The organism is Cellulomonas gelida, assembly GCF_006538725.1.
GTDB classification, from domain to species: domain Bacteria; phylum Actinomycetota; class Actinomycetes; order Actinomycetales; family Cellulomonadaceae; genus Cellulomonas; species Cellulomonas gelida.
Map to the genome: position 1 here is coordinate 118,174 of NZ_BJLQ01000007.1, position 24,804 is coordinate 142,977.

Below are 24,804 nucleotides of genomic sequence, written 5' to 3' on the forward strand. Positions count from 1 at the left end.
AACCTCCAGAAGCCAGACGAACGGACCTCTGGAATGTAGGCGCGACCGCCTGCATCCGCGCGCCGAGCGGGTCGGCCCGGGCCGCCGAGCTCAGCCGACGAAGTCGAACGTGTCCGGGTCGGGACCGGTCCGGTGGCCGCGGTCGAGGGCGCCCAGCGCCGCGACGTCCTCGGGCGAGAGCTCGAAGTCGAACAGCGCGAAGTTCTCCTCGACGCGCGAGCGCGTCACGGACTTCGGGAACACGATGTCCCCGCGCTGCACGTGCCAGCGCAGCACCACCTGCGCCGGGGTGCGGCCCGTCGCCTGCGCGATCCGCTGGACCACCGGGTCGTCGAGCACCTCGCCCTTCGCGATCGGCGACCACGCCTCGGTGGCGATGCCGTGCGCGGCGTCCGCCGCCCGCACCGCCTCGTTGGTCAGGTACGGGTGCACCTCGATCTGGTTCACCGCGGGGACCACGGTCGTCTCCGCCAGGAGGCGGTTGAGGTGGTTGACCTGGAAGTTCGACACACCGATCGCCCGCGCCCGGCCCGAGGCGTAGATCTCCTCGAGCGCGCGCCACCGCGCGACGAAGTCGCTCGCCGTCGGCAGCGGCCAGTGGATGAGGAACAGGTCGACGTGGTCCGAGCCGAGGGCCTCGAGCGAGCGCTCGAACGAGGCCAGAGCGTCGTCGTGCGTGAGGAAGCTGTTGTTGAGCTTGCTGGTCACGAACACCTCGTCGCGCGCCAGGCCGCTGGCCGCGAGCGCGTCGCCCACGCCCTTCTCGTTGCCGTAGCCCTGCGCGGTGTCGATGTGCCGGTACCCGACCTCGAACGCCGTCAGGACCGCGTCCTTCGTCTCGTCGGGCGGGATCTGGAACGTCCCGAAGCCGAGCTGCGGGATCGTCACACCGTTGTTGAGAGCGATCGTGGGGACGGACGTCATCGTTCCTCCTGTGCTGATGCGGTGCGCCCAGTCTCACCCGGATCCCGCCCGGATTCCCGACGAGCGCCCGCGCTCACGCGGACAGGTGGGTGACCTGCGGCCAGACCTGGTCCCATGGCCTCGTCGGCCCGTCGCACACGAAGAGCGGAGCCTGCGACGCCTCGTTGTCGACACCCGTGGCGACCGGGGCCACGCGGGTGCAGCCGCGCATCCACGAAGGCGCCCGCGGGTAGCCCGTCAGGACGACCGTGCGCTCGTCGTCGGGCGGCGGGCCCCAGGCGGCGAACCCGTTGTGGCCGCTGGCCACCCGAACGTCGGACGGCAGCACGCGCACGTGCTCGAGCGCACCCGCGTCGCCGTAGCTGGCGGTCAGCACCAGCCCGGCGTCGTGCTCGTCGACGACCTCGGCGACGCGCGCGGAGAACACGTCCCAGCCGATCATCTCGACCTGGTCCTCCCCCAGCGCCGCCCACGGCGAGCCCGCGAACGTGCCCACCGGCAGCACGGGCAGCGCCGCGGGCAGCGCGATAAGGCTCGCGGCCGCCGCGATCGCGCCCAGCCGCGCGGTGCGTCGGGCCGGCCGCGTGGCCGCGAGCGCGCACACGCCCGCGGCGACGAGCGCCGGGTACAGGCCCGCGAGGTAGTACGCCTTGCCGCCCGTCAGGAGGAAGACGACGACGAGCAGCACGTACGCCCACGCGACGGGCCGCGCCCACCGCCACGCGCGCTCCCGCAGCAGGCGCACGAGCCCGATCACCCAGACCACCGTCACCACGGGGTTGAGCAGCACGAGCGAGAGCCCGACGAACTCCAGCCGTCCCCCGAGCGTCAGGTACTCGTCGCGGATGTCCGCCGCGAGCTCGAGCTGCGGCCAGCCGTGCTGCGCCTGCCACAGCAGGTTCGGCAGCCACAGCACGAGCGCGATCCCGGCGCCCGCCCACGCCCACGGCGAGCGCGCGTGGTGGCGGGTCTCGCGCGTCGCCACCACTGCGACCGCGAGCGCGAGGAGCAGGAACGCCACCAGGTGCTTGTTCTCGAGCCCCGCCCCCGCCACCAGGCCGACGACGAGCCACCCGCGCGGGTCGTCGCGCCGCAGCGTCGCGAGCGTGAGCCAGACGACGAGCGCCCAGAACAGCGTGTCCGTCGTCGTCGTCGACAGCATGTGCCCGGAGACCAGCGTCACCACACCGGTCGCGACCAGCACCGCCGTCACCGTCTGCTCGACGCGCGCCCCGCCCAGCTCGCGGGCCGTCAGCGCCGCGACCAGCACGAGCGCCCCGACGACGAGCGCAGGCACCACGTGCAGCGCCCACACGCTGCCGGGCGCGGCCTCGTCGGCCAGGCGCGCGAGCAGCGGCGTGAGCGGAGGCTGGTCCGGGTAGCCCCACGCGAGCCGGTGCCCCGCGGCGACGAAGTACAGCTCGTCCCGGTGCGCCCCGTACCGCCCCGCGAAGGCGAGCAGCACGACGACGAGCCCGCCGACGACCGCAAGCAGGGGCCGCCACGCGATCGGCTTCGGCCCGTCGACGTCCGTCTCCTCCTTTATCCGCATCATCCGACGAACGTCGCAGCCGCCGCGGCCAGCAGGGGAGAAGCGACGACGACGCCCGCTGCGTCGCGAACCGCACCGAGGCACGCGACGACTGGGAGGGCGCACACCGCCGCCAGCAGGACGAGCACGCCGGCGCGGATGTCGTCGGGCGGGCGTTCGGCCATCGGGCCCTCCGGATGCCGGGTTCGGGTGTCCGCAACTCTAGGAACCGGGCCTAGCGCCTGTCCGGGGTTCCGCGGTCATGCGCGACATGCGGCGACCTGCTCGACCAGGCGGTAGCGGCCGGCGGTGTGCTCGACCGCCGTCAGGCCGGCTTCCGAGAGGCGCAGGAGCGGGCGACGACGGTGGTGCTCGCCGTATCGTCGGCCGGCGACGTCGAGCCCGCGCTGCACCAGGCGCCCGAGCCAGGCGGACGACTCGACGTGGTCCGCGAGCAGCACTGCTCCCTGGGGGTGCACCACACTCGCGGGCTCGCGCAGCACCGCGACCTCGTCCGGCACGCAGCACAGCGCGAAGGTGCAGACCACGGTGTCGAAGTGCGCGTCGGGCCACGGCAGGCGCGACGCGTCCGCCTGGACCGCGGTGACGTCGACGCCGAGGTCACGTGCGCGGCCCCGCGCCTCGGCGAGCAGCGCTCCGCTCGAGTCCCACACCACCAGCTCGTACCGGCCCCGGAGGTACGGCAGGTTCGCGCCGGTGCCGGCGGCGACCTCGAGCGTGTGGCCCCGCACGCGCTGCGCGACCCACTCGCGGGCGGGAGCCAGCAGGCGCGGCTCGATCCAGGCGGTCGCCCGGTCGTACGTCGCCGCCTGCGTGTCCCAGTACGCCTGCCCCTCCACCACTGCAGCTCCCCTCCCGCGCCCGGCCAGCCTAGGCGCGGCGTCGGATGGGGCGCCTCGCCGGTACGGCATGCTCACACCATCGGGGCTGTCCGCCCTGATGGCATTCAGGTCGGCCTGGCGGGAGTGCGTCCGCGAGGACGACCGCGCACTCAAGGGGGACTTCACACGTGAAGCGAACGGCACGCACCGAGGTGGACCAGCCGCTGGGGCCCGGCTCGACGGGCGAGGGCGTGACCGCGGCGATCGCTGAGCTGGGACCGCCCGAGGCTCTCGCGGCCAGCGTCGAACACCCGAGGACGCTGACCGCAGACGACAGGCGTGCGGTGACAGGTGCCGTGGTCACGGCTGTCACGGGCCTGGTGCTGCTGGTGCTGCTGCCGCCGGCTGGGGCGCTGGTCTCCCTGCTCGCGCTCGCAGTGGGCGTCTGGTTGCGGGTCAGGCGCCCCGACCTGCGTCGCAACGTGTGGTTGGGCGTGGGCGTCGTCCTGGCTGCCGTGGGTGTGGCTGCGGCTGTGTACTGGTTCGTGCTCGCTCGCGGCAGCTCCACCGAGGTGGTGCCGCACGACCCGGTACCTTCCGCAGTGCCGTAGCGGTCGCGCGCGCGCGTCGGGCAGCCGGCGTACGGACCGTCCGGCGGCTCCCTCGACGACGAGCATGCGTGTGGAGAGCCGCACTCCCGGAGTCTGCGAGCGACGAGCGTCGGCCCACACCCTTGCGGCATGCACGGCCGCTCGCGACACTGCGTCGATGCCGCAGAACCCTCGCCCGCGCGTGCGCGTCGCGCGGGCGGCCGACTCCGACCAGGTCTGGCCGCTCGCCCGCGACTTCGCGACGTCGCTCGCCCCACGGCGCGAGGCCTTCGAGGCGACGTGGCGGGCCCTGCGCTCGGCCCCGGGCGCGCTGATCGCCGTCGCCGAGTCCGACGAGGTCGTGGTGGGATACCTGCTCGCCCACCGGCACCTGACGTTCCTCGCCAACGGCCCGGTCGCCTGGGTCGAGGAGGTCATGGTCGCTGAGCACCGCCGCCGGTCAGGCGTGGGCCGAGACCTCATGCGTCACGCCGAGCAGTGGGGACGCGACAACGGCGCCGCCTACCTCGCGCTCGCGAGCCGACGAGCAGGCGCGTTCTCCACCGCGCTCGGCTACGAGGAGTCCGCCACCTTCTTCAAGAAGCCCCTGACCGACGCGCCCTAGCACTACGGTCGGGCCCGTGGAACAGGCGCGCGTGGCGTACACGATCGATGCGCACGTGCGCGATCGCGACGACGCCGCGACGGTCAGTGCCGCGATCTTCGACCTGGTCCGGCCGGACCTGCGCTGCGTGTCCATCGACGTCTGCAGCGACTACCGCGACGACCAGATGCCCGAGCCGGTGCTCGCGGCGCAGGCGCGACTGACCGCTCTCATCCGACGACGCCACCCGAAGCGCTCCGATCCAGGCATCAGCCTCTCGCTGACTCCCGACGACCCCGAGTGGGCGGACGCGGAGCTGTACGCACCGTGGTCGATCTACGTGTCCGGCTACGTGACGCCGAACGCCTCGAGGGAGTCGATCGTCGGCCTGCACGACTGCGCGTCGTCGATCGTCGTCGAGCTGACCGACGCCGACGCCGCCATGCTGCGCGAGCGGGTGGCGCACATCGCTCCGCTGGTCCCGCTCGCGGAGGTCCACCGACGACGACGCGAGAAACGAGAGCGAGCCCGCGCGGCCCGCAGGGACGAGCGCCACGCACGACTGCGCCGCCTGCTCCACATCTCTTCTTCAAGAAGCCCGTGACAAACGCGCCCTCGTTGTGATGGCCAGGGCCGGGTGCCAGCTCGTCGGCGCGACGCGCCTGCAGCCGCGTCGACGAGGAGGTGTAGCGCGCGCGACTCCTTCCTCGGGCTCAGGGGCGGAAGCGGCCCGTCTCGTAGGCCCACATCGCGATCTGCACGCGGTTGCGAGCGCCGAGCTTGGTCGTCAGGCCCGTGAGGTGCGTCTTCACGGTGCTCAGGGAGACGTGCAGCTCCGTCGCGATCTCGGCGTTGGTCAGGCCGCGCGCGACCGTGACCAGGACCTGCTCCTCGCGCGCGGTCAGCGGCTCGAGCGGGTCGCGGCGTGCGGAAGGTCGGGTCTGCGCGAACGCCGCGAGCAGGCGGACGGTGACGGCCGGGGAGATCAACGCCTCGCCGTCGGCGGCCGCGCGGACGGCCTGCGCGAGCAGCTCGGGGCCGGCGTCCTTGAGCAGGAACCCACGCGCACCCGCGCGCAGCGCGCCGTGCACGTACTCGTCGAGGTCGAACGTGGTGATGACCACGACCGCGAGCGGGTCCGTGACGTCGGGTCCGGCGAGCAGGCGCGTCGCGGCCAGGCCGTCGGTCCCCGGCATCCGGATGTCGAGGAGGCACACGTCGGGGCGCAGCTCACGGGCCAGCCGGACGGCGGCGAGACCGTCGGCGGCCTCGCCGACCACTCGGATGCCGGGCTGGGCGTCGAGGATCATCCGCAGCCCGGTGCGCACGATCTCCTGGTCGTCGGCGACCAGCACACGCACGTCCGTCCCGGGCGCGCGGTCGCCCGGCCCCCCGCCGCGCTCGTCGTCGGAGGTCATGCCCCCACTCCCCGACGCGGCAGGACGGCCGCCACCACCCAGCCACGAGGCTCCGCGGGCCCCGCGGTCAGCGAGCCGCCCAGCAGCGCCGCCCGCTCGGCCATCCCGACGATCCCGTACCCCGTCCCGCGCACAGGCCCCACCGTCTCACCGTCGTCGGCCACCGTGCACCGGACCGCGTCGTCGTCCCCGGTGACGCGCACGACGATCCTCGTGGCGGCGCGCGCGTGCCGCACCGCGTTGGTGACGGACTCCTGCGCGATCCGGTACACGGCGCCACCCACCGCGGGGCCCAGGTCCTCGAGCCGGCCCGACTGCTCGACGACCACGCGCGAGTCGGTCGAGGCGAGCGAGGGCACGTCCGCGACGTCGCGGACAGGCGCGAGGGCGGCTTCGTCGGTCCCGCGCAACGCACCGACGAGCGTGCGCATCTCGGCGAGCGTGCGGGCACCCTCGCGCTCGATCACCGCGAGGGCCTCACGCGCCGCGGACGGGTCCGTCGCGGCGACGACGCGGCCCGCCTGCGCACGCACCACGATCGCGGACACGTGGTGGGCGACGGTGTCGTGCAGCTCGCGCGCGAGCTGCTCACGTTCGCGCGACCGCGCGTCCTGCAGCGCACGCGTGCGCGCCGCGAACCCCAGTCGCACGACGAGGCCCACGACGGCCGGCAGGGTCACGACGAACAGCCCCGCGACCGTCTCGGCCACCGACGTCGGGTCACGGGTGATGCTCGACACGAACGCCGTGCCGAACACCGCCGACCCGAGCACGATCTGCCGACCGGAGCCCCACCGGTACAGGGCGTAGCCGAGCACCAGGACGAACCCCATCGAGCCCAGGCCGACCGACCTCGTCGTCCCCGAGACGCGGACCGCCACCTCCACGACCAGCACGGCGCCGAACGCGACCAGCACGGCCGCCAACGGGTGGGTCCGGCGCCACAGCAGTGTGCCGGCCAGCAGGACCGTCATCGGCACCGCCGCGAACGGCCACGCGACGTCCTTGCGCAGCGTCACCTCCAGGACCGCGGTCACCGTGACCAGCACGACGAGCGCCCAGTCGCGCCACACGCGCACGGGCGGGTCGGGGGCGGGCGGCAGCGCCCACAGTCGTCGCGCGGCGTCGAGGATCACGGCGCCCAGCGTAGGGACGCGGGCCGCGGGCCGGATCGGCCGAAAGGTCAGGCCTGGGCGGCACGTCCGGCCATCGGGCACGGACCGCGCGGCCGATGTGGCGCACCGGGGCCCGTCACGACGATCGACGGGTCCGATGCTGCCGCCCGTCGTCCCGAGGAGAAACCGATGCTCGCCCAGATCCTGTACCGGATCGGCTGGTTCGCCACCCGGCGCCGCTGGGCGGTGATCGGCACGTGGCTGGCGCTCACGGTCGTCGTCGTCGGCGCGGCCGCCGCCTCGGGCGCGAAGCTCGAGGACGGGTTCACCGCGCCCGGGCTCGACTCCCAGCGCGCCAACGAGCTCGTTGCCGCGTCCGGCGGCGGGCAGGCCGGCATCACCGCGCAGGTGGTCGTCACCCCCGCGGGCGACGGCACGTTCCGCGACGACGAGGCCGCACGCGCGGCCCTCGCCCGGCTCCAGGCGGACGTGCGCGCACTGCCGCACGTCCTGGGCACCACCGACCCCGTGGGAGCCCTCACCGGGGCGCAGGACGCCGCGGCGGTCGGCGCCCTGTCACCCGACGGTCGCGTCGCGCAGCTCCGGGTCCAGTACCCGGGGCTCGACCAGCTCTCCGCCGCCGACCTGACGGCGCTCGAGGCGGTGCCGCACGACCCCGCGCTGCGCGTCGAGATGGGCGGCGACCTGTTCTTCGCCTACTCGAGCGCGGACAGCAACGTGGGCGAGCTCGTCGGGATCGTCGCCGCGCTCGTCGTGCTGCTGCTCGCGTTCGGCTCGTTCGTCGCGGCGACGCTGCCTGTCGGCATGGCGGTGCTCGGCCTGGGCGTCGGGATCGGCGGGATGACGCTGCTGGCCGGCGTGATGACCGTGCCGAGCTTCGCGCCCGTGCTCGGTGCCATGGTGGGCCTCGGCGTCGGGATCGACTACGCACTGTTCGTCGTGACCCGCCACCGCGAGCACCTCGCCGAGGGCATGGCGGTTGACGAGTCGGTCGCGCGGTCGCTCGCCGGGGCCGGGCGGCCCGTGGTGTTCGCCGGCGGGATCGTCGTCGTGTCGATCCTGGGCCTCGCGGTCGCGGGCGTGCCGTTCATGACCGCCGGTGGCATCGCGATCTCCCTCGTCGTGCTCGTCATGGTCGTCGCCTCCGTGACCCTGCTGCCCGCACTCCTCGCGGTCGCGGGCCAACGCGTCGTGGGCCGCCACCGCCTCGAGACCACGAGCCCGCGGTGGGAGCGCTGGACCCGGCACGTCACCCGGCACCCCGCCGCGTACGGGGTCGGCGTGACCGTGGTCCTGCTCGCGCTCGCGGCACCGGTCGTCGCGTTGCGCGTCGGCATCCCCGACGACGGCGCCCTCCCTCCCAGCCGCACCGAGCGCCAGGCGTACGACCTCGTCGCCGAGGGGTTCGGGCCGGGTCGCAACGGCCCGCTCGTCGTCGTCGTCGACCTCGCCGGCGACACCCACGCCGCCGACGCGGTGGCGCGGGCGGTCGCCGCCGACCCGGGCGTCGCCGCGGTCGAGCCGCCCGTGCGGCGCGGCGGGCTCGCGACGATCGTCACGCACGCCACCACCGGCCCGCAGGACGTCGCCACGGCCCGGACGATCGACCGGCTTCGCACCGAGGTGTTCCCCGCGGCGCTGGCCGGGACGCCCGCCGCGGCCCACGTCGGTGGTCAGACCGCGAGCTTCGCCGACGTCGGGCAACGCGTGAACGACCGGCTCCCCCTGCTCGTCGGCGCGGTCCTGGCGATGTCGTTCGTGCTGCTCATGCTCGTGTTCCGATCGGTGCTGGTCCCGCTCAAGGCCGTGCTGCTCAACCTGCTGAGCATCGGCGCCGCGTACGGCGTCATGGTGATGGTGTTCCAGTGGGGCTGGGCCGCCGACCTGATCGGGCTCGAGTCGACCGTGCCGATCGTGTCGTTCATCCCGATGTTCATGTTCGCGCTGCTGTTCGGGCTGTCCATGGACTACGAGGTGTTCCTGCTGTCCCGCGTGCGCGACGCGTACACGGGCACCGGCTCGAACGACGAGGCCGTGGTCCGGGGGACCGCCCGCACCGGGCGCGTCATCACGTCGGCTGCCGCGATCATGATCTGCGTCTTCCTCGCGTTCGTGCTGGGCGAGGACGCGGCGACGAAGATGTTCGGCATCGGGCTCGCCACCGCGATCCTGCTCGACGCGACCCTGGTCCGCCTCGTCCTGGTCCCCGCGACCATGAAGCTCCTGGGCGACGCGAACTGGTGGCTCCCGGGCTGGCTCGACCGCCTCCTCCCGCACGTCGACGTCACCGAACCGGCGTGACGCCCCCGCGGCTCAGACGCGGCGCGCAGCCACCCGCTCCACCAGCCGGTAGCGGCTGCTCCCGTGCTCGACCGCCGCCAGGCCCGCGTCCGAGAGCCGCAGCAACGGCCGACGACGATGGTGCTCACCGTGCCGCCGCCCGACCACGTCCAACCCGCGCTGCACCACGCGCCCGAGCAACGCCGACGACTCCACGTGGTCCGCCACGAGCACCCGCCCCTCGGGCCGGACCACGCGGCGCAGCTCGGCCAGCACCGCGACCTCGTCGGGAACACAGCACAGCGAGAACGTGCACACCACCGAGTCGAACGACGCGTCCGGCCACGGCAGGTGCGCCGCGTCGGCCTGCACCGCGGTCATGGCCACGCGCTCGCGGGCCGCCCGGTCCTTCGCGATCGCGAGCATCGCCGCGCTCTGGTCGGTCACGACGAGCTCGTCGGACCGTCCGCGCAGGTACGGCAGGTTCGCCCCCGTCCCGACCGCGACGTCCAGCGTCCGCCCGCGCACGCGCTGCGCGACCCACTCGCGCGCCGGCGCGAGCAGCCGCGGCTCGACCCACGCCGTCGCCCGGTCGTAGGTCGCCGCCTGCCCGTCCCAGTACTCGCGTCCGTCCACCCGGCCTCCCGATCGACCTCACCGGCAGCACGTGGCTCGGCGCCGACCGTCCCGTCCGGGCGCCCGACCTGCCGCTCCACCACGGCCGTCGCGCCCATACTCCTCGCTCGACCCCATTACGCTCGGGCTGAACGTCGGGCTCACCACTGGTGAGGTGCTGCTGGCGGTCGTCCCGCTCGCTCTCGCGAAGGCCGTGCTGCAGCGTCTGTCGCGCGGCGGCCTCACGGAAGGAGCGGTCACGGCATGACCGGGTATCTCACCGATCGCGGACCGGGCACCGGCGCGCGGCGCCCCGCTCGCTCCTGGCTGCACACCGACGCCCCGACCCTCTCCCTGAACGGCGACTGGCGCTTCCGGCTGCTGCCCGGCGCACCGGGCCAGCCAGGTGCGTACGGCGTCCTCCCTCCGGGCGAGGGTGCCGAGGACGTCGCCCTCGAGGCGTTCGACGACAGCACCTGGGACACCATCCCCGTGCCGTCGCACTGGGTGCTGCCGGCGGGCGGACCCCACGGCGCACCGATCTACACGAACGTGCAGTACCCGTTCCCGCTCGACCCGCCGCACGTGCCCGACGAGAACCCGACGGGTGACTACCGCCGCCGCTTCGAGGTCCCGGCCGCGTGGTCCGACGCCGAGGCGGTGGTGCTGCGCTTCGAGGGCGTCGAGTCCCGGTACAAGGTGTGGGTCAACGGCACCGAGATCGGCGTCGGGTCCGGCAGCCGACTCGCCCAGGAGCTCGACGTGACCGCGGCCGTGCGGCCCGGTACCAACGTCCTCGTCGTGCGCGTGCACCAGTGGTCCGCCGCGAGCTACCTCGAGGACCAGGACCAGTGGTGGCTGCCCGGGATCTTCCGCGACGTCACGCTGCAGGCGCGCCCGGTCGGCGGCATCGAGGACGTGTGGCTGCGGGCGGGCGTCGAGCCGGACGGCTCCGGCCTCGTGACGGCGGAGCTGACGGCCGGCGATGGGTCGTACCCGATCACCCTGCGGGTCCCCGAGCTCGGCATCGACGTCGAGTGGTCGTCGCCCGCGGACGTCGCGCCGGTGCGGGTGAACACCGTCGAGCCGTGGTCGGCCGAGGTCCCCCGGCTGTACGACGCGACCGTGTCGAGCGCCGCCGAGACCCTCTCGCTGCGCCTCGGCTTCCGCACCGTGCGCATCGTCGGCGACCGGTTCCTCGTGAACGGCGAACGCGTCGTGTTCCACGGGGTCAACCGGCACGAGACCCACCCCGACCGCGGACGCGTCTTCGACGAGGAGTGGGCGCGCGAGGACCTCGCCCTGATGAAGCGGTTCAACGTCAACGCGATCCGCACCAGTCACGCCCCGCCGCACCCGCGCCTGCTCGACCTCGCCGACGAGCTCGGCTTCTGGGTGATCCTCGAGTGCGACCTGGAGACGCACGGCTTCGAGCACGTCGGCTGGGCGGGCAACCCGAGCGACGACGCGGCGTGGCGCGACGCGTACCTCGATCGGATCGAGCGCACCGTCGAGCGCGACAAGAACCACCCGTCGGTGGTGATCTGGTCCCTCGGCAACGAGTCCGGCACGGGCCACAACCTGGCCGCGATGGCTTCCTGGGTGCACGACCGCGACCCCGAGCGCCCGGTGCACTACGAGGGCGACCACACCGGCGCCTACACCGACGTGTACTCGCGCATGTACTCCTCAGTGGCGGAGACCGCCGCGATCGGCACCGACGACTCGCGCTCGCTGCTGCTCGGGTGCACCGCGGCGGAGTCGGCCCGTCAGCGCACGAAGCCGTTCCTGCTGTGCGAGTACGTGCACGCGATGGGCAACGGCCCTGGGGCGATCGACCAGTACGAGGACCTCGTGTGGCAGCACCCGCGGTTGCACGGCGGCTTCGTCTGGGAGTGGCGGGAGCACGGCGTGCGCACGCGCGACGCCGACGGCACGGAGTTCTTCGGCTACGGCGGGGACTTCGGCGAGGTCGTGCACGACGGGAACTTCGTGATGGACGGCATGGTGCTGCCCGACTCGAGCCCGACGCCCGGCCTGTTCGAGTTCAAGCAGGTGGTGGCGCCCGTGCGTCTGGCCGTGACCGGTGGTCCCGACGACGGGCGCGGCCTGGCGCTGACCGTGACGAACCGCCGGCACACCGCCGACACGAGCGACCTGGTCCTGCGCTGGCGGGTCGAGGCCGACGGCGCCCCGACCGCGACCGGCGTGCTCGACGCCGGTGTCGTGGCCGCCGGCGCGACCGCGACCGTCCCGCTGCCCGAGCTCGACGTCCCGGCGACCGGCGAGGTCTGGCTGACCGTCGAGGCCGAGCTGCGCGAGGCCACACCCTGGGCGCCGTCGGGGCACGGCATCGTGTTCACGCAGCACGCGCTCACCCCCCGGCGCGCGGGCCTCACGGCGCCCCGCCTCGAGGCGCCCGCGCGGGCGGCGGCCGAACCCGCCGAGCTGCTCACGCTCGGACCGGCCGAGTTCGCGCACGGTCGCCTGGTGCGCCTCGCCGGCCTGCCGGTGTCCGGGCCGCGGCTCGAGCTGTGGCGAGGCCCCACCGACAACGACCGCGGCCAGGGCGGCGGCTCGTACGACCTGGCCGACCCGTGGGAGAACAACGGCAACGGCGTGCCGGCCCCCGCCTACGACCAGATCTGGCGCGCGGCGGGCCTCGACCGCCTCACCGCCCGGGTCGAGCTCGTCGAGACGACCGAGGAGGCGGCGCACGTCCGCCGCCGCTGGTCCGCCGCGGACCAGGCAGCGACGGTCGTGACCGACGAGCGGTGGCAGCTGGTGGACGACGAGCTGTGGCTGCGCACCGAGATCGAGCCCAGCCGGGGGTGGGACATGGTCTGGCCCCGGATCGGCCTGCGCCTGGACCTGCCGGGCGACGTCGACGGCGCGTCGTGGTTCGGCACCGGGCCGCGCGAGTCCTACCCGGACAGCCGCCACGCCGCGCGAGTCGGCCGGTTCGCGGCGCCGATCGACGAGCTCACCGAGCGCTACTCGAGACCGCAGGAGAGCGGCCACCGCAGCGCCCTGCGCTCGCTGACGCTCACTCGTGGCGGAACCGCGTGGCTCCAGGTGGACGCCGCAGCCGACACGAGCGGCCGCAGGCCGGGCTTCACGCTCACCCGGCACACGGCGCAGCACCTCGACGCGGCGCGCCACCCGCACGAGCTGCCGGACACCGGCCTTGCGTACCTCTACCTCGACGCCGCGCAGAACGGGCTCGGCTCACGGGCCTGCGGTCCCGACGTGTGGCCCGACCACCTGCTGCGCCCACAGGCCCGCACGCTGACCCTCCGCTTCCGCCACGCGTGACGCTCGCGACTTCGCCATGCAGCGCTTGCTCCGGCGAAGGCACGCCCAGGCCGGAGCAGACGCTGCGTCGTCCGACGAACCAGCGCCTGCTCCGGGCTCAGCGCGCGTTGGCCGGAGCAGACGCTGGCTCGCGCGACGGGGCGTGACGGGAACGCGCTGACGACGAGACGCCCGCCTCGTGCCACTCCGGGGAAGGAGTCGTGGCACGAGGCGGGCGATCGGTCCGGGCGGGCTTCAGCCTGCCTGCCCGAGCGGCTGCTACCGCTGGAGGGTCAGCAGACCCGGCCGGTACGGCAGGAGCCCGTAGTCGCCGCCCGAGCTCGGGCTGCGGCCCTGGTAGAGCAGCTGCAGGTTGCAGGGATCGACCGTCATGGTCTGGTCCGCGTTGGTCCGCAGCAGCTCACCGTGGCTGATGTCATTGGTCCAGGTGGCGCCGCTGTTCGCCTTACCGGCGAACGGGTTCGACTCGCTCGTCGCCTGCGGGGTCCACGACCCGTTCAGGCTCGTGGCCGTGAAGGAGCGGAAGTACCGACCCTGCGAACCGATCGCCTCGACGATCATGAGGTAGCGGCTCTGGCCCTGGAGCTTGTACACCTGCACGGCCTCGAACAGGTTGTTGGTCGTGTCGCTCATGACCACGGTCGACGACGAGCCGAAGCTGCCCGGGAAGTTCCCGATCGGCATGCTGGCCCGGTAGATCTTGCCGTTGTCGCCGGCGAAGAACAGGTACATGTTCTGGTCGTCACCGATGACGGCCTGGTCGATCGGGCCCGTGCCGGAGCCGGAGATGCTGCCGGAGAACAGCGTCTGCGCCGACGACCAGCTGTTGACGTTCGCCGGGTTGGTCGAGGTCCGGTAGGAGAACGCCGGGCCGCCCCACTGGTAGGCCAGGACCCAGACGTTCTTCGGCGCGAAGTAGAACAGCGACGGCGCGACCGCACTGAACGGCATCTGGTTCTGGCTGGCGGACGCCATCTGGCTGTAGTTGCTGAAGAGCCCGAAGTTCATCGAGCCCCACGAGCTGCCGGTGTCGTGCGTCGTGGCGTAGACGAGCTGCTGGCCCTGGTACGGCGCGACGGTGAAGTCCTTGAGCGAGGCCCAGCCCGAGCGCGGGTTCGCGAGCGAGCCCGTCGACGACCAGCGGTACGACGAGGGCAGCTGGCAGGTGCCGGGGTTCGGGTTCTGCGTCTGCGTGGGGCTCGGCGTGGGAGTCGGGTTCGGGGTGGGCTCGTTGCCCCCGCCCACGCGCACGAGCTGCCACTGCTGGTTGTTCCCGCCCCAGTTCGAGTACTGGACGATGTTGGCGCCGTCGGCGGTGGACGCGCCCTGCACCTCGACGGCCTTGCCCGAGTGCCGGCTGATCAGCGACACGTAGCCGTTGGAGGTGTCCTGGAGCCGGAACTGCTGGTTGTTCTGGTTGTAGTCGGAGTACTGGACGATCGCGCCGCCGTCGGCGGTGGACCAGTTGTAGACGTCGAGCACCTTGCCCGACAGGCGGGACTTGATCCGGTAGTAGCCGTTGCCGGAGTCGACGAACTGCCACTGCTGCTGCAGGCCGTCGTTGCGGGTCCACTGCGTGATCCGGGCGCCGTCGGCGGTCGAGAGGTTGTAGACGTCGAGGGCCTTGCCGCTGCCGCGGCCGATCAGGACGTACGAGGCGTTGGGGTCGACCGTGGCCGCCGACGCCGCCGGCGCGACGACGAGCGCGAGGACGCCGGCCGACACCGCCGTGGCCGCCGCGACGAGGGTGGCCAGCCACGTGCGACGTCGCCTCGTCGGGGCGAGATGTGCTGCTCTCATGAGGTGCTCTCCTTTGAGCCGTTCTAGGCGCCTCGGGCGACCGTGGCCCGCTGCGATCAGGTCCGCCGATCGTCGGTCCGGGTACTCCCACGACCTCGAACCGCGAATGTGAGCCTTCACATTGCACCGATGAAGACCGGTTGCCGAAGGGGTTCGTGGGGCTCCGAATCGATTCACGACGGGTGTGACCGGTACCGACTTCCGCCGGTGAAGACCCGCGACCCGGCGACTCCCGCTCCGCTCGGGGCCCCGATTCACACTCGTCGTGCGGGACCTATTGACAGATATTGTTGTCAAGAGGAGGTTGGACCCATGCACGACGTGGAAGTCATCGAGAGCCCCAGCGCCGCCGCGGCCGCGCTGGACCCGATCCGCGCGCGGCTGCTCGCCGAGCTCGCCGTCCCGGCATCCGCCGCCGGGCTCGCGGCTCGGGTCGGCCTCCCCCGGCAGAAGGTCAACTACCACCTGCGGTCCCTCGAGGCGCACGGCCTCGTCGAGCTGGCCGAGGAACGCCGGCACGGCGGCCTGACCGAACGCGTGCTGCAGGCGTCCGCGGCGCGCTTCGTCGTCTCCCCTGCCGCAGTCAGTGCCACCGCCGCCGACCCGGGAGCCACAGGCGACCGACTCTCCGCCGGCTACCTCGTCGCGCTCGCCGGCCGTGTGGTCCGCGAGGTCGGCGCGCTCGTCCGCCGCGCCGGCACGTCCGGCTCACGCGTGCCGACGCTCACGATCGACACGCAGATCGGCTTCCGCTCCGCCGCCGACCGCGCGGCGTTCGCCGACGAGCTGACCGCCGCGGTGCTCGACCTGGCCGCGCGCTACCACCATGACGACGGTCGGCCGCACCGCCTCGTCGTCGCCGCCCACCCCGTCCCCGAGGAGGAGACGCCATGACCACGCACCCCACCGTCCCGTACCGCCTGGAGTTCGCCGTCGAGGTGCCCGGCACCCCCGAGCAGGTGTGGCAGGCCATCGCCACCGCTCCCGGCCTGAGCTCGTGGTTCCTGCCGACCGTCCTGGAGGAGCGCGAAGGCGGCGCCCTGCGCTTCGCGATGGGCGAGGGCATGGGCTCCGAGGGTCACGTCACCCGCTGGGACCCGCCTCGCACCCTCGGCTACGAGGAGGACTGGGCCGCCCTCATGGGCAAGAGCCCCGACGAGCTCAGCCCCATGACGTCGGAGTTCGTCATCGAGTCGAGCTCCGGCGGCACGTGCGTGGTGCGGGTGACCACCAGCGGCTTCGGCACCGGCGCCGACTGGGAGCAGGAGTGGTGGGACGACATGGGTCGCGCCTGGCGCCCGTCGTTCGACGTCCTGCGCCTGTACCTCGCGCGCTTCCCCGGCCAGGAGGCCACACCCGTCGAGGTGTTCGCGCCCCACGCGGGCGACGAGGAGACGGTGTGGCGCACCGTGCGCGACGCGCTCGGCCTCACCGAGGAGGGGCACGCCGTCGAGCTTCACGGCGCCACGGGCACCGTCGAGCGACTGACCGGCCGGAGCGCCCTCGTCCGGCTCGACACCCCGGTCCCCGGCATGCTCACCGTCACCACCCACGCCATGGAGAGCGAGGTGTACGTCGGGGTGCGGGCCTACCTGTTCGGCCCCGGCGCCGCCGCCTACGCCCGCGACGAGGCGCCGGCCTGGCAGGCCCTGCTCGAGGGACTGGCCGTGCCTGCGGCAACGGGCGCCGCCCAGCCGTGAGGCGACGGCGGTAGGCATGCAAGGGCGCCCGGCCGGGTCGACAGGCCGGGCGCCCTGGCCGTCAGAGGTCGAGGGGGCGCAGCACGAAGGTGATGCCGTGCGCGATCTGCGGGTTGCCCTTGTTGAGGTCGAGCTTGCTGCGCACCAGCAGCGGGTTGACGTCGTTGCGGTCCGCGTCCTTCAGGACGACGAGCGGGATCCGCTTGGACAGGACGTCGACCGTGAACGTGCCACCCTGCGCGGTCGTCAGCACGGCACCGTCGGACGCGAGCGCCGTCGCCGAGTCGATGGTCACGCCAGGCACCACGTGGTAGAGCAGGACCTGCTCGATCGCGTCGATGCCCACGGCCGAGGCAACCGCCGTGAAGACCTTCTTCTCCGAGCCGTACCAGCGGTGCGTGAGGTCGAGGGCGAGCACCTGGAACGCGCGGTCGTTCGGCAGGAACGCGGTGAGCGGCACGGTGCCGTCGGCCAGGACCGCCACCGGGCTGTCCGGCTTGGCCGCGAGCACGGCGTTGACCGCGTTGTCGACGATGTCGAAGTCGTACCAGTTGCGGTCGAAGCCGCTGCCGTCGGCGGCGAGCACCGACGCGAGGCTCCTGGGCGCGGGGGCGGCGGACGCCGCGGACGCGGAGCCGATGAACGCACCTGCGGCCAGGGCGGCGACGGCAACCGATGCGGCGAGACGACGGTTCTTCATGGGGCACTCCTTGGCAACGGTCGGGCGGCACGCCGGGCGCGCCGCGGGCGTCGTCCTCGACACCCTCACCGCCTCTTCCGACGTGGGCCCACGTCTGGATGCACCTGATTCATCCTGGTTCGCCGGGCCAGTCGTTCCGCCCGTCGGCGGACATGCGCGCCGGCACCGCGCGCGACATCGCCGTCGAGTGCGGGCCGGCTGAACGCGCCACCCCCCCACTGCCGCGCGGTCCTCCGTGGGCGACAGCGAGCGCAGCCCGTGGCCGACGAGGAACCCCCTCGTAGGTGGGGCTCCGTGGGGATCGAAACCACAACCCGCGGATGAGTAGTGGCAGGCCGACTGGACATCATCCGACGCCATCGAAAGCGCCGCTGACCTGCAGACAAGCGTTCACTGGACCTCATCGGCCAGAGGGAGCGCTCACGAGTGTCGAGAGTGACTCTGGAATGACCCCGGATCGAGATCGAGGACGCCGACTCACGAGCGTGCGACACGCCGGCTGCCGCCAGGAGGACCTGTGGGTGGGCCTACGGGGCGGCGACGGAGCCACCTGGCTAGCTCAGCCCGAGGTGACTATCCGGCAGCGGCTCACGTTCGAAGACTTCAACGAGGCCCAGGCCTCCGGAAGCGTGATCCCGGGCGGTCACTTGAACTACGTGCTGGGCCGCGCGTACGCGGTAGACGCGGCGTACGCAGTCCCGTATCGTCTCCAGTGCCCGAGGCAGTAGCCGAGGGAAGTCGAAGGCTCGAGACCCGTCCGGACGGTCGTGGCGCTCGGGCCTTACGCATGTCCCGGCATCAGATGTTCACGACCTTCGTGACGAGCGGCATCGCTCGCTTACGGAAGTCCCCACCGCGCGCGTATGCCCAACCGATCGCGTCCGGGACGGCCAACAGCGGCTCGGCCGATGCGAGACGGTGCTCGTACTGGACCCGCTCGGTGCAGCCGAGCTCGCGAACCAAGCGGTACAGCTGCTGGCGATCGCGCGCGTCCTGGGTTTCGTCGCACTCGAGCGTCACCCGCGCGGTCGGCTCGAATGCCAGCGGACGGACGAGCGTGTCGATACAAGCCTCACGTGCGGCAATGTTCGTCTTGTAGCCGACTGCGTGATAGATCGTCACCCGCAGCCCAGCCTTCGCGAACGCGCTCAGGATCGTGCGTCTACGCGCATCGGTCTCCGTCTTCATGTGGATACGGCTCTGCTTCGGCAGGTGGAGCGAGCGGATGGCACTCCTGGCGGCGCCCAGGTCGGCGGGTAGCACAACGCTCGCGATGAGCAGGTATGGACCTGCCTTCGACTCGTCGACGAACACGTGCACCCGACAGACTCCTGACTCGTGTGGACCTGGCGTCGTGACCCTAACGGCGGTATGTCACTCGGACTACGCCGTGCGGTTCCTGCGGTAACAGAGACAAGCACGGCACCCCTCACAACGTCTCGTGCTGCGCCGCGATGACGCTCTTGGCAGGCGCTGAGCGCGTCCGGACTCCTAGGACGTGTCTCTTAACCGGTGCGCGCGATGATGAGCGGCGCTATCGGCGCATGGGAGCATCGCGTCGTGGAACCCCGGAGTAGCGTCTCCTCGGTGCGCAGCCGTGACTCGGGAGAGAACCGCCCGACCTGTCGTCGCTGCGGCAAGGACGTCGTCGCGAATGCGGCTTCGTTCGACGTGTTCGAGCAGATGCACTACACGTGCTTCCACTACGCGTTCGAGCACCTCGGCGATCCCGATGTCGAGTGCCGCGCAGGTGGCTGCCCGGCCGCAGGTATCTCGGTCGGCTCGCTGGCTGAGCGTATGGGTCCCGTCGACATCGCGGCCGCGGGCAACACGCTCGTTCCCGCGGTGCTCGCCCTGAGGCGCCTCCATTTCGACGTGAGCCAGGACGCGGAACGCTGGGTGGCCCGATTCGGTCGGGCGCGGTTCATTGCGGACGACCCGGTCACCCTCCTCGGGCTCGTCAAGCTTGCCGAGACCCGCACACCGTGGCGCGCGACGGACAGCGAGATCGACGAAGTCCTGGGGGAGTTCGATCTGTAGGACGTCAACCGCGGCCAGGTCTCGAGTCACCGCGACGACTCGTCGTCGGATCCGGCCAGCGTGGCACGATCGGTGCGTGGGAGAACTCGAGCTTTCGGACGACTGGTGGGCACGTCACGATCCGGAGCGACCTGCTGAGGACAGCTTCGCGGCGGTCCTTCGAGAGATCGAGCTGGAGTTGGGCCCTGACCACGATCTGTTCGGTCAGGTCGTGCGGGTGGAGGCGCGCTTCGGCCTCTCTGATGACGTCGTGGTCAGACTGGTCGATGGCGCGTTCGCACTCGTTCACCCGACGTGGAGTGCGAGCGTTGAGTCTCCGCCATGGCCGACGTCGACCCGGCTTGGAGATGCGGCGGCTGCGTGCCGGGCGATCACTGACTGGGAGCAGTGGCGCTGAAAGCTGGAGTCAGTCCCGCAACCAGACGATGATCGCTGCCAGGACAGCGCCGCCGCGATAGGTGATGGCGAGCTTGTCGTAGCGAGTGGCGAGTCCGCGCCAGTGCTTGAGGGCGTTGAAGGACCGCTCGACGACGTTGCGACCGCGGTAGGCGTCAATGTCGTAAGTGACGGGTCGCCCTCCGCGTGAGCCGCGCCTCTTGCGGTTTCCTTGCTGGTCGCGCGGTTCGGGGACGACCGCGACGATCCCGCGGCGGCGCAACTCGGTCCGGATTGCCCGGGAGGAGTACGCCTTGTCCGCCAGCACCGAGTCCGGTCGAGTGCGCGGACGCCCTGGGCCCAGCCGCGGGACGCGAATCGCGTTCAGAACCGGCAGACACATCGGCGCATCGCCGCCCTGCCCCGGTCCGACGAGGACGGCCAGCGGCCGGCCGCGTCCGTCGACCGCGTGGTGGATCTTCGTGGACAGCCCGCCGCGTGAGCGGCCAATCGCGTGGTCAGCGGGCTCGGATATCTGATTCTTGTGATTCGCATTGGCCCCTGTGGCGCGGGGCAGGGTCGCGGCGTGCTGATGGGCGCGGTTGATCGTGGAGTCGATCGAGACGGCCCAGTCGATCTCGCCGGCCGCGTCGGCCTGAGTGAGCAGGCTGGTCAGGACGTTGTCCCAGGTGCCGTGCCTGGAGAACCGGGCGTGACGCTTCCAGACGGTCTGCCAAGGGCCGAACTCCGCCGGCAGGTCGCGCCAGGCGACGCCGGTTCGATAGCGGTAGACGATGCCCTCGACCACCTGCCGGTGATCTCGGAACCGGCGACCGGGCTTGCCCACGTCCGAAGGCAGCAGTGGAGCGATTCGCTCCCACTGAGCATCGGTCTGCACCGCACGACGAGACACCAACGCAGCATCCCCGCCCTCCACGGCGGAGGTTGAGAGACACGCCCTAGTCGCCGGCACCACCTGTCTCTCCGCGTCTCAGCGGGATAATCTTCCGGTTCTCGCTGCTTCGTCCATCGCGCCATACGAGAAGGACTGTGAACCGCCGGTAGCCGCGCCGACCCTCGTGGACACCACCCGGCAGCACGAACGGAATCGGATAACGGCTTCCAGCGTCGAGCGAAGCGAGGGGGAGCTCTCCAGCGTCCAAGGCTTCCAGCTTCAGCTCTTGCCCGTCGGGCCCGGCGACCGTGACTCGTACCTGGGTGGCGTCTGCTGGCCCACGGTTGCGCAGCACCAGGTGATACCCCGTCTGCGCGACCCCGCCAGTGGGCAGCACGATCCGCGCCATGTCGTTGAGGCGGTGCAGGTAGACGGTGACAGCCGCGCGCTTCGCCGCCCGACGTGCACCGAGTGCCACGGAGACCGCCGTAACGAGGGAAACGGCCACAGCGAGAGCCGCGAGACCGATCGTCCACCACTCGAAGGTGCTCACTGGCTCACTCTGGCGTGAATGCCGCCCCCGTGGCCATCGATACTTGGCCAGATGACCTCTGGCCTTGCCTAGCGAAGTGCAAAGGGGCGATGACATCATCCTGCGCGTCGGGGATGGTGGCCGCCGATGGGAGCTCTCGTGGACGCGGCGGGACGCGGCGTTCCTGCGCGACGTCATTGAAGCGGTGGTGGATGGCCGCGTCACGGAGATATTCGGGCTCGCACGCTCCGAGGTCAGGGTGACGCTCCGCGATGGCACCGTGGCTGAGACCGCTCAAGCAGACGTGCCACTCGGGTGCCTTCCCGGCCCGTGGCGGCGTAGGAGCCAAGTGCGGCGCGTCGACTACGTCTCGTACCGCCGAACAAAGCGCGGAGAGCGGTGCCCGAGGCGAGCGGCGAGGCTCCATGACGCGTCCGCAAACATCCGTCCACATCCTGCGACCAAGTTGCTGCCACACACTGACCAGTGCCCGATAAATGGGACACGGTCCCGGCTGCTGCCGTGGCGCCAAGACAGCCGGTGACCAGCACAAACACTCTGTGCGCCTGGGCAGACTCAGGATCGAGTGGAACGCAAAGGTCTGGTGGGCCCCGTGGGGATCGAACCCACAACCCGCGGATTAAAAGTCCGCTGCTCTGCCGGTTGAGCTAGAGGCCCGGGTGGTGAGGCGGTCCATCCGTGGAGCCCTCGGACCACCACCCGCGTCGTTCGCCAGTCACGCGAGGGTGGCCGGCGAGGACGAGGTCGAAGGTACCGCGTGTGACGCGCTGGGCTCGATCTCGGCGAGACCTGCGGCCGTCGCGTCAGAGGGAGCGCGACGCCAGGTACCGCCGGACTGTCTCCGCCGAGGCGGCGTGGTCGACGACGTCCGGCTCACCCGACGTCGTCAGGGTCCCCACGACCTCGCCGTCGACCCGCAGGGGCACGGACCCGCCGTGCGCCTTGAAGCGGTCGTGGTCGACGTCGGCGCGCTCGTCGAAGGGCGTGCCCGCGGCCTCGTGGCGCCGACGGACCAGCAGCGACGCCTCGCCGAAGCGGTGCACCACCCGCGCCTTGCCCTCGAGCCAGGGCAGGTTGCCAGCGCCGGTCGAGCCGGTCATGGCCAGGAAGACCGTCTCGCCGTGCAGCTCGACTCGCACCGCGAGGTTCGCGCCGCGCTCGCGGATGACGGCGACGGCCAGCAGACCGAGGTCCACGGCGTCGTCCTGCGTGAACGCCGGCAGGTCGAGGACGGGCTCGGCCTCGAGGTCGGCGACGGTGAAGGTGGGGAGCTCGGTCACGGGCCCATCTTGCGGCATGCCGGGACACGATGACCGCAACGACCCCGGATGCACGGCTGCTAGGCCGGGAGGACGTACCGGTACATCAGCAGGTAGTGCAGCACCGAGGCGAGCACCACCAGCACGTGCCAGATCTCGTGGAAGCCGAGAACGCCGGGCAGGGGGTTGGGCCGCTCGACGACGAACACGACGAACCCGATGCTGTAGACCAGCCCACCGGCGGCCATCAGCACGTACGCCCCCACGGGCAGGGTGACGCCGGCCCCGACGAGCACCACCGGCATCCAGCCCATCGCGATGTACAGCGTGTTCGTCACGTACTTGGGCAGCTCGCGCAGCGCCGACCGCAGCGCGATGCCGACAGCGGCGACCGCCCAGACGGCTCCGAGCACGGCCCAGCCGAACGCGTTGCGGAACAGCACCAGCACCAGCGGCGTCACCGACCCGGCGATCAGGACGAACACCGACGCGTAGTCGAGCGTCCGCAGCACGCCGTTGACGCGTGGCCCCCGGTCGATGCCGTGGTGCAGCGTGCTGGCGACGAACAGCAGGAGCACGGAGGCTGCGTAGACGCTGAGCCCGACGATCTTCCAGAGGTCACCCTGGGTGACCGCCTGGGTGACAAGCACGGCGCCTCCGACGAGCGCGAAGCAGCTCGCTGCGAGGTGCGAGACGGTGTTGATCCGCTCGTCGGTGACGTGCACGCTGCCGTCGCGGCTGAGCCGTGGCGGTGGGGCCGTCGTCGGCGTCGGCGTGGTGCGTGCGGACGTGGTCTCCACCGTTCGTTCCTCCTGGTGAGCCGTCGACCCGGCTCGTCCGGGAGCCTACCCGCGCGTGCGACGCGCACGGCGGCACACGTCCTACGCGGTCACTGCGCGGTCGAGTGCCCGGTGCTACCGGCGGGGTTCGAGGACGACGATCGCGGTGCGGCGGTTGCGGCGGGCCGTGTACGAGGCGAGGTTCTCGTCGGTGACGAGGTACGCGGCCCACAGCCGGTCACGCTCGGCACCCTCGGCCTCGCGGGCGCGCACCGCCAGGCGGCCACCGTCGGGCAGGTCGACCGTCGCGTCCGGCGTCGCCTGCAGGTTCAGCCACCAGGCCGGCTCCGGGTCCGCCCAGCCGTTCATGGCCATCGTGACGAGGTTCGGGCCGTCCTCGAGGTACGCGACGATCGCGGCGCGCTCGGCGCCGGTGCGTCGGCCGGTGGTGCGCAGCACGATCGTGCCCCACTTGCCGGGCTTGGGCTTCCACAGCCCGCGGCGCCCCCGCGTGACGCGGTAGATCGCGCGGTGCACCACCCACGCGGTGCGGATGAACCAGCGCGGGGGGAGCCGCTTCGTCGGCGCGTCACCGGTCACGTGGGCCCCCTCGTGGGAATGGGCGCGACACGGTCGACAGTACCGACGAGGGCTGCCCGGGCACACCCTTCATCGATGGCGAGACGTTTCGGCTCGTCGCGCGAAAGCCAAACGTTTATGTCCGTTGACCGCGTCTGAGGCCGGTCGGAGAGTGACGTTCGCCGACCGGCTCACCGTTGATCCGGCGCTCGGCCGATCAAGGAGGAACGATGACCCCCCCAACCACGCGCAGACGCGGGCGTGGGCTCGGCGCTCGAGGCGCCGCGGGCCTTGCCGTGCTGACCCTCGCGGCGACGATCGCAGCGACCCTCCCAGCCCAGGCCGCCGGCAGCACCCTGCAGGCGGCTGCCGCTCAGAGCGGCCGGTACTTCGGCACCGCCATCGCCGCGTACAAGCTCAGCGACTCGACCTACTCGTCCATCGCGAACCGTGAGTTCAACATGATCACGGCCGAGAACGAGATGAAGATGGACGCGACCGAGCCCAACCAGGGGCAGTTCAACTTCAGCCAGGGCGACCAGATCCTCAACTGGGCCCGCCAGAACGGCAAGCAGGTCCGTGGCCACGCACTCGCGTGGTACTCGCAGCAGCCCAGCTGGATGCAGCGCATGGAGGGCTCCAGCCTGCGGACCGCGATGATCAACCACGTCAACGGCGTCGCGTCGTACTACAAGGGCAAGATCTACGCCTGGGACGTCGTGAACGAGGCGTTCGCCGACGGCTCGTCGGGCGGCCGCCGCGACTCCAACCTGCAGCGCACCGGCAACGACTGGATCGAGGTCGCGTTCCGCACGGCCCGCACCGCGGACCCGGGCGCCAAGCTCTGCTACAACGACTACAACATCGAC

The 24,804-nt window shown here is 72.0% G+C and carries 25 protein-coding genes and 1 tRNA gene; 10 read left to right on the top strand and 16 right to left on the bottom strand.

Going from position 1 to position 24,804, the window contains the following annotated elements:
* Nucleotides 1-90: 90 nt before the first annotated feature.
* The 4 genes from CGE01nite_RS05200 to CGE01nite_RS05210 form a co-directional block, all read right to left on the bottom strand.
* Nucleotides 91-924, bottom strand: a complete 834-nt coding sequence (locus CGE01nite_RS05200; protein WP_141369406.1) for an aldo/keto reductase — start codon at nt 922-924, stop codon at nt 91-93.
* A gap of 73 nt (nt 925-997) precedes the next feature.
* Nucleotides 998-2,479 (bottom strand): glycosyltransferase family 39 protein, encoded by a 1,482-nt coding sequence (locus tag CGE01nite_RS05205; protein WP_082156501.1) that lies wholly within the window; start codon nt 2,477-2,479, stop codon nt 998-1,000.
* Nucleotides 2,476-2,640, bottom strand: a complete 165-nt coding sequence (locus CGE01nite_RS16930; RefSeq protein ID WP_156186677.1) for a hypothetical protein — start codon at nt 2,638-2,640, stop codon at nt 2,476-2,478. Before CGE01nite_RS16930 ends, CGE01nite_RS05205 begins: the two co-directional genes overlap by 4 nt.
* 75 nt (nt 2,641-2,715) lie before the next feature.
* Nucleotides 2,716-3,318, bottom strand: coding sequence for a class I SAM-dependent methyltransferase (locus tag CGE01nite_RS05210; RefSeq protein WP_053071767.1), 603 nt, complete (start codon nt 3,316-3,318; stop codon nt 2,716-2,718).
* 167 nt (nt 3,319-3,485) lie between these two features.
* On the opposite strand from CGE01nite_RS05210, the gene CGE01nite_RS05215 reads away from it, so the two are divergent.
* The 3 genes from CGE01nite_RS05215 (at nt 3,486) to CGE01nite_RS05225 (ending at nt 5,095) form a co-directional block, all read left to right on the top strand.
* Nucleotides 3,486-3,908, top strand: coding sequence for a hypothetical protein (locus CGE01nite_RS05215; RefSeq protein WP_141369408.1), 423 nt, complete (start codon nt 3,486-3,488; stop codon nt 3,906-3,908).
* 157 nt (nt 3,909-4,065) lie between these two features.
* Nucleotides 4,066-4,512 carry a GNAT family N-acetyltransferase gene (locus CGE01nite_RS05220; protein WP_141369410.1) on the top strand — a complete coding sequence of 149 codons (447 nt, stop codon included), beginning with the start codon at nt 4,066-4,068 and terminating at the stop codon, nt 4,510-4,512.
* Between the two features lie 16 nt (nt 4,513-4,528).
* Complete coding sequence (locus CGE01nite_RS05225) at nt 4,529-5,095, top strand: hypothetical protein (protein WP_048344049.1); 567 nt, start codon at nt 4,529-4,531, stop codon at nt 5,093-5,095.
* Between the two features lie 109 nt (nt 5,096-5,204).
* Here CGE01nite_RS05225 and CGE01nite_RS05230 read toward each other — a convergent pair whose 3' ends face one another.
* The gene (locus CGE01nite_RS05230) at nt 5,205-5,909 is read right to left on the bottom strand and encodes a response regulator (protein ID WP_141369412.1); all 705 of its coding nucleotides are present in this window, start codon (nt 5,907-5,909) and stop codon (nt 5,205-5,207) included.
* Nucleotides 5,906-7,045 (bottom strand): sensor histidine kinase, encoded by a 1,140-nt coding sequence (locus CGE01nite_RS05235; RefSeq protein ID WP_218022599.1) that lies wholly within the window; start codon nt 7,043-7,045, stop codon nt 5,906-5,908. Before CGE01nite_RS05235 ends, CGE01nite_RS05230 begins: the two co-directional genes overlap by 4 nt.
* A 168-nt stretch (nt 7,046-7,213) precedes the next feature.
* On the opposite strand from CGE01nite_RS05235, the gene CGE01nite_RS05240 reads away from it, so the two are divergent.
* Nucleotides 7,214-9,346 carry an MMPL family transporter gene (locus tag CGE01nite_RS05240; protein ID WP_141369414.1) on the top strand — a complete coding sequence of 711 codons (2,133 nt, stop codon included), beginning with the start codon at nt 7,214-7,216 and terminating at the stop codon, nt 9,344-9,346.
* A 12-nt stretch (nt 9,347-9,358) separates the two neighbouring features.
* Here CGE01nite_RS05240 and CGE01nite_RS05245 read toward each other — a convergent pair whose 3' ends face one another.
* The gene (locus tag CGE01nite_RS05245; protein ID WP_141369416.1) at nt 9,359-9,961 is read right to left on the bottom strand and encodes a class I SAM-dependent methyltransferase; all 603 of its coding nucleotides are present in this window, start codon (nt 9,959-9,961) and stop codon (nt 9,359-9,361) included.
* 243 nt (nt 9,962-10,204) lie between these two features.
* Between CGE01nite_RS05245 and CGE01nite_RS05255 the strand changes: the two genes are divergently transcribed.
* Nucleotides 10,205-13,255 carry a glycoside hydrolase family 2 TIM barrel-domain containing protein gene (locus CGE01nite_RS05255; protein WP_141369418.1) on the top strand — a complete coding sequence of 1,017 codons (3,051 nt, stop codon included), beginning with the start codon at nt 10,205-10,207 and terminating at the stop codon, nt 13,253-13,255.
* 258 nt (nt 13,256-13,513) lie between these two features.
* On the opposite strand, the gene CGE01nite_RS05260 is transcribed toward CGE01nite_RS05255, so the two are convergent.
* Nucleotides 13,514-15,055, bottom strand: coding sequence for a non-reducing end alpha-L-arabinofuranosidase family hydrolase (locus CGE01nite_RS05260; protein WP_141369420.1), 1,542 nt, complete (start codon nt 15,053-15,055; stop codon nt 13,514-13,516).
* 312 nt (nt 15,056-15,367) lie between these two features.
* On the opposite strand from CGE01nite_RS05260, the gene CGE01nite_RS05265 reads away from it, so the two are divergent.
* Together CGE01nite_RS05265 and CGE01nite_RS05270 are read left to right on the top strand one after the other, a co-directional pair.
* Entirely contained in the window at nt 15,368-15,949 is a 582-nt protein-coding gene (locus tag CGE01nite_RS05265; RefSeq protein ID WP_048344045.1) for an ArsR/SmtB family transcription factor, read from the top strand.
* A complete protein-coding gene (locus CGE01nite_RS05270) occupies nt 15,946-16,755 on the top strand; it encodes an SRPBCC family protein (RefSeq protein ID WP_141369423.1) in 810 nt (269 codons plus the stop codon). The genes CGE01nite_RS05265 and CGE01nite_RS05270 overlap by 4 nt, the downstream gene beginning before the upstream one ends.
* A 61-nt stretch (nt 16,756-16,816) precedes the next feature.
* On the opposite strand, the gene CGE01nite_RS05275 is transcribed toward CGE01nite_RS05270, so the two are convergent.
* Both CGE01nite_RS05275 and CGE01nite_RS05280 read right to left on the bottom strand, forming a co-directional pair.
* Complete coding sequence (locus CGE01nite_RS05275; RefSeq protein ID WP_141369425.1) at nt 16,817-17,455, bottom strand: fasciclin domain-containing protein; 639 nt, start codon at nt 17,453-17,455, stop codon at nt 16,817-16,819.
* A 798-nt stretch (nt 17,456-18,253) separates the two neighbouring features.
* Nucleotides 18,254-18,775: a hypothetical protein gene (locus CGE01nite_RS05280; RefSeq protein WP_141369427.1), complete on the bottom strand. Its 522-nt coding sequence runs from the start codon at nt 18,773-18,775 to the stop codon at nt 18,254-18,256.
* Nucleotides 18,776-19,042: 267 nt separating this feature from the next.
* Between CGE01nite_RS05280 and CGE01nite_RS05285 the strand changes: the two genes are divergently transcribed.
* Together CGE01nite_RS05285 and CGE01nite_RS05290 are read left to right on the top strand one after the other, a co-directional pair.
* On the top strand, nt 19,043-19,495 hold the full coding sequence (locus CGE01nite_RS05285) for a hypothetical protein (protein ID WP_141369429.1): 453 nt from the start codon (nt 19,043-19,045) through the stop codon (nt 19,493-19,495).
* A 76-nt stretch (nt 19,496-19,571) separates the two neighbouring features.
* Entirely contained in the window at nt 19,572-19,892 is a 321-nt protein-coding gene (locus tag CGE01nite_RS05290; RefSeq protein WP_141369431.1) for a hypothetical protein, read from the top strand.
* 9 nt (nt 19,893-19,901) lie between these two features.
* Here the strand turns inward: CGE01nite_RS05290 and CGE01nite_RS05295 are convergent, their stop codons facing one another.
* The 6 genes from CGE01nite_RS05295 to CGE01nite_RS05320 form a co-directional block, all read right to left on the bottom strand.
* Nucleotides 19,902-20,783: an IS5 family transposase gene (locus CGE01nite_RS05295; protein WP_141369433.1), complete on the bottom strand. Its 882-nt coding sequence runs from the start codon at nt 20,781-20,783 to the stop codon at nt 19,902-19,904.
* A gap of 46 nt (nt 20,784-20,829) precedes the next feature.
* The gene (locus tag CGE01nite_RS05300; RefSeq protein WP_141369435.1) at nt 20,830-21,318 is read right to left on the bottom strand and encodes a hypothetical protein; all 489 of its coding nucleotides are present in this window, start codon (nt 21,316-21,318) and stop codon (nt 20,830-20,832) included.
* A gap of 581 nt (nt 21,319-21,899) precedes the next feature.
* Nucleotides 21,900-21,975, bottom strand: a tRNA-Lys gene (locus tag CGE01nite_RS05305).
* A 146-nt stretch (nt 21,976-22,121) separates the two neighbouring features.
* Nucleotides 22,122-22,598: a heme-binding protein gene (locus tag CGE01nite_RS05310; protein ID WP_141369437.1), complete on the bottom strand. Its 477-nt coding sequence runs from the start codon at nt 22,596-22,598 to the stop codon at nt 22,122-22,124.
* A 59-nt stretch (nt 22,599-22,657) separates the two neighbouring features.
* Nucleotides 22,658-23,377 (bottom strand): PAQR family membrane homeostasis protein TrhA, encoded by a 720-nt coding sequence (gene trhA / locus CGE01nite_RS05315; RefSeq protein ID WP_048344038.1) that lies wholly within the window; start codon nt 23,375-23,377, stop codon nt 22,658-22,660.
* A 114-nt stretch (nt 23,378-23,491) separates the two neighbouring features.
* A complete protein-coding gene (locus tag CGE01nite_RS05320; protein WP_141369439.1) occupies nt 23,492-23,956 on the bottom strand; it encodes a nitroreductase/quinone reductase family protein in 465 nt (154 codons plus the stop codon).
* Nucleotides 23,957-24,165: 209 nt separating this feature from the next.
* Here CGE01nite_RS05320 and CGE01nite_RS05325 point away from each other — a divergent pair.
* Nucleotides 24,166-24,804, top strand: a 639-nt coding sequence (locus tag CGE01nite_RS05325) for an endo-1,4-beta-xylanase (RefSeq protein ID WP_141369441.1), incomplete at its 3' end; no start/stop codon positions are given.

Excerpts from the sequence above, each read along its gene's own strand:
- CGE01nite_RS05200 (WP_141369406.1), bottom strand. The coding sequence starts at position 924 with ATGACGTCCGTCCCCACGATCGCTCTCAACAACGGTGTGACGATCCCG.
- CGE01nite_RS05205 (WP_082156501.1), bottom strand. The coding sequence starts at position 2,479 with ATGATGCGGATAAAGGAGGAGACGGACGTCGACGGGCCGAAGCCGATC.
- CGE01nite_RS16930 (WP_156186677.1), bottom strand. The coding sequence starts at position 2,640 with ATGGCCGAACGCCCGCCCGACGACATCCGCGCCGGCGTGCTCGTCCTG.
- CGE01nite_RS05220 (WP_141369410.1), top strand. The coding sequence starts at position 4,066 with ATGCCGCAGAACCCTCGCCCGCGCGTGCGCGTCGCGCGGGCGGCCGAC.
- CGE01nite_RS05230 (WP_141369412.1), bottom strand. The coding sequence starts at position 5,909 with ATGACCTCCGACGACGAGCGCGGCGGGGGGCCGGGCGACCGCGCGCCC.
- CGE01nite_RS05240 (WP_141369414.1), top strand. The coding sequence starts at position 7,214 with ATGCTCGCCCAGATCCTGTACCGGATCGGCTGGTTCGCCACCCGGCGC.
- CGE01nite_RS05255 (WP_141369418.1), top strand. The coding sequence starts at position 10,205 with ATGACCGGGTATCTCACCGATCGCGGACCGGGCACCGGCGCGCGGCGC.
- CGE01nite_RS05260 (WP_141369420.1), bottom strand. The coding sequence starts at position 15,055 with ATGAGAGCAGCACATCTCGCCCCGACGAGGCGACGTCGCACGTGGCTG.
- CGE01nite_RS05265 (WP_048344045.1), top strand. The coding sequence starts at position 15,368 with ATGCACGACGTGGAAGTCATCGAGAGCCCCAGCGCCGCCGCGGCCGCG.
- CGE01nite_RS05270 (WP_141369423.1), top strand. The coding sequence starts at position 15,946 with ATGACCACGCACCCCACCGTCCCGTACCGCCTGGAGTTCGCCGTCGAG.
- CGE01nite_RS05275 (WP_141369425.1), bottom strand. The coding sequence starts at position 17,455 with ATGAAGAACCGTCGTCTCGCCGCATCGGTTGCCGTCGCCGCCCTGGCC.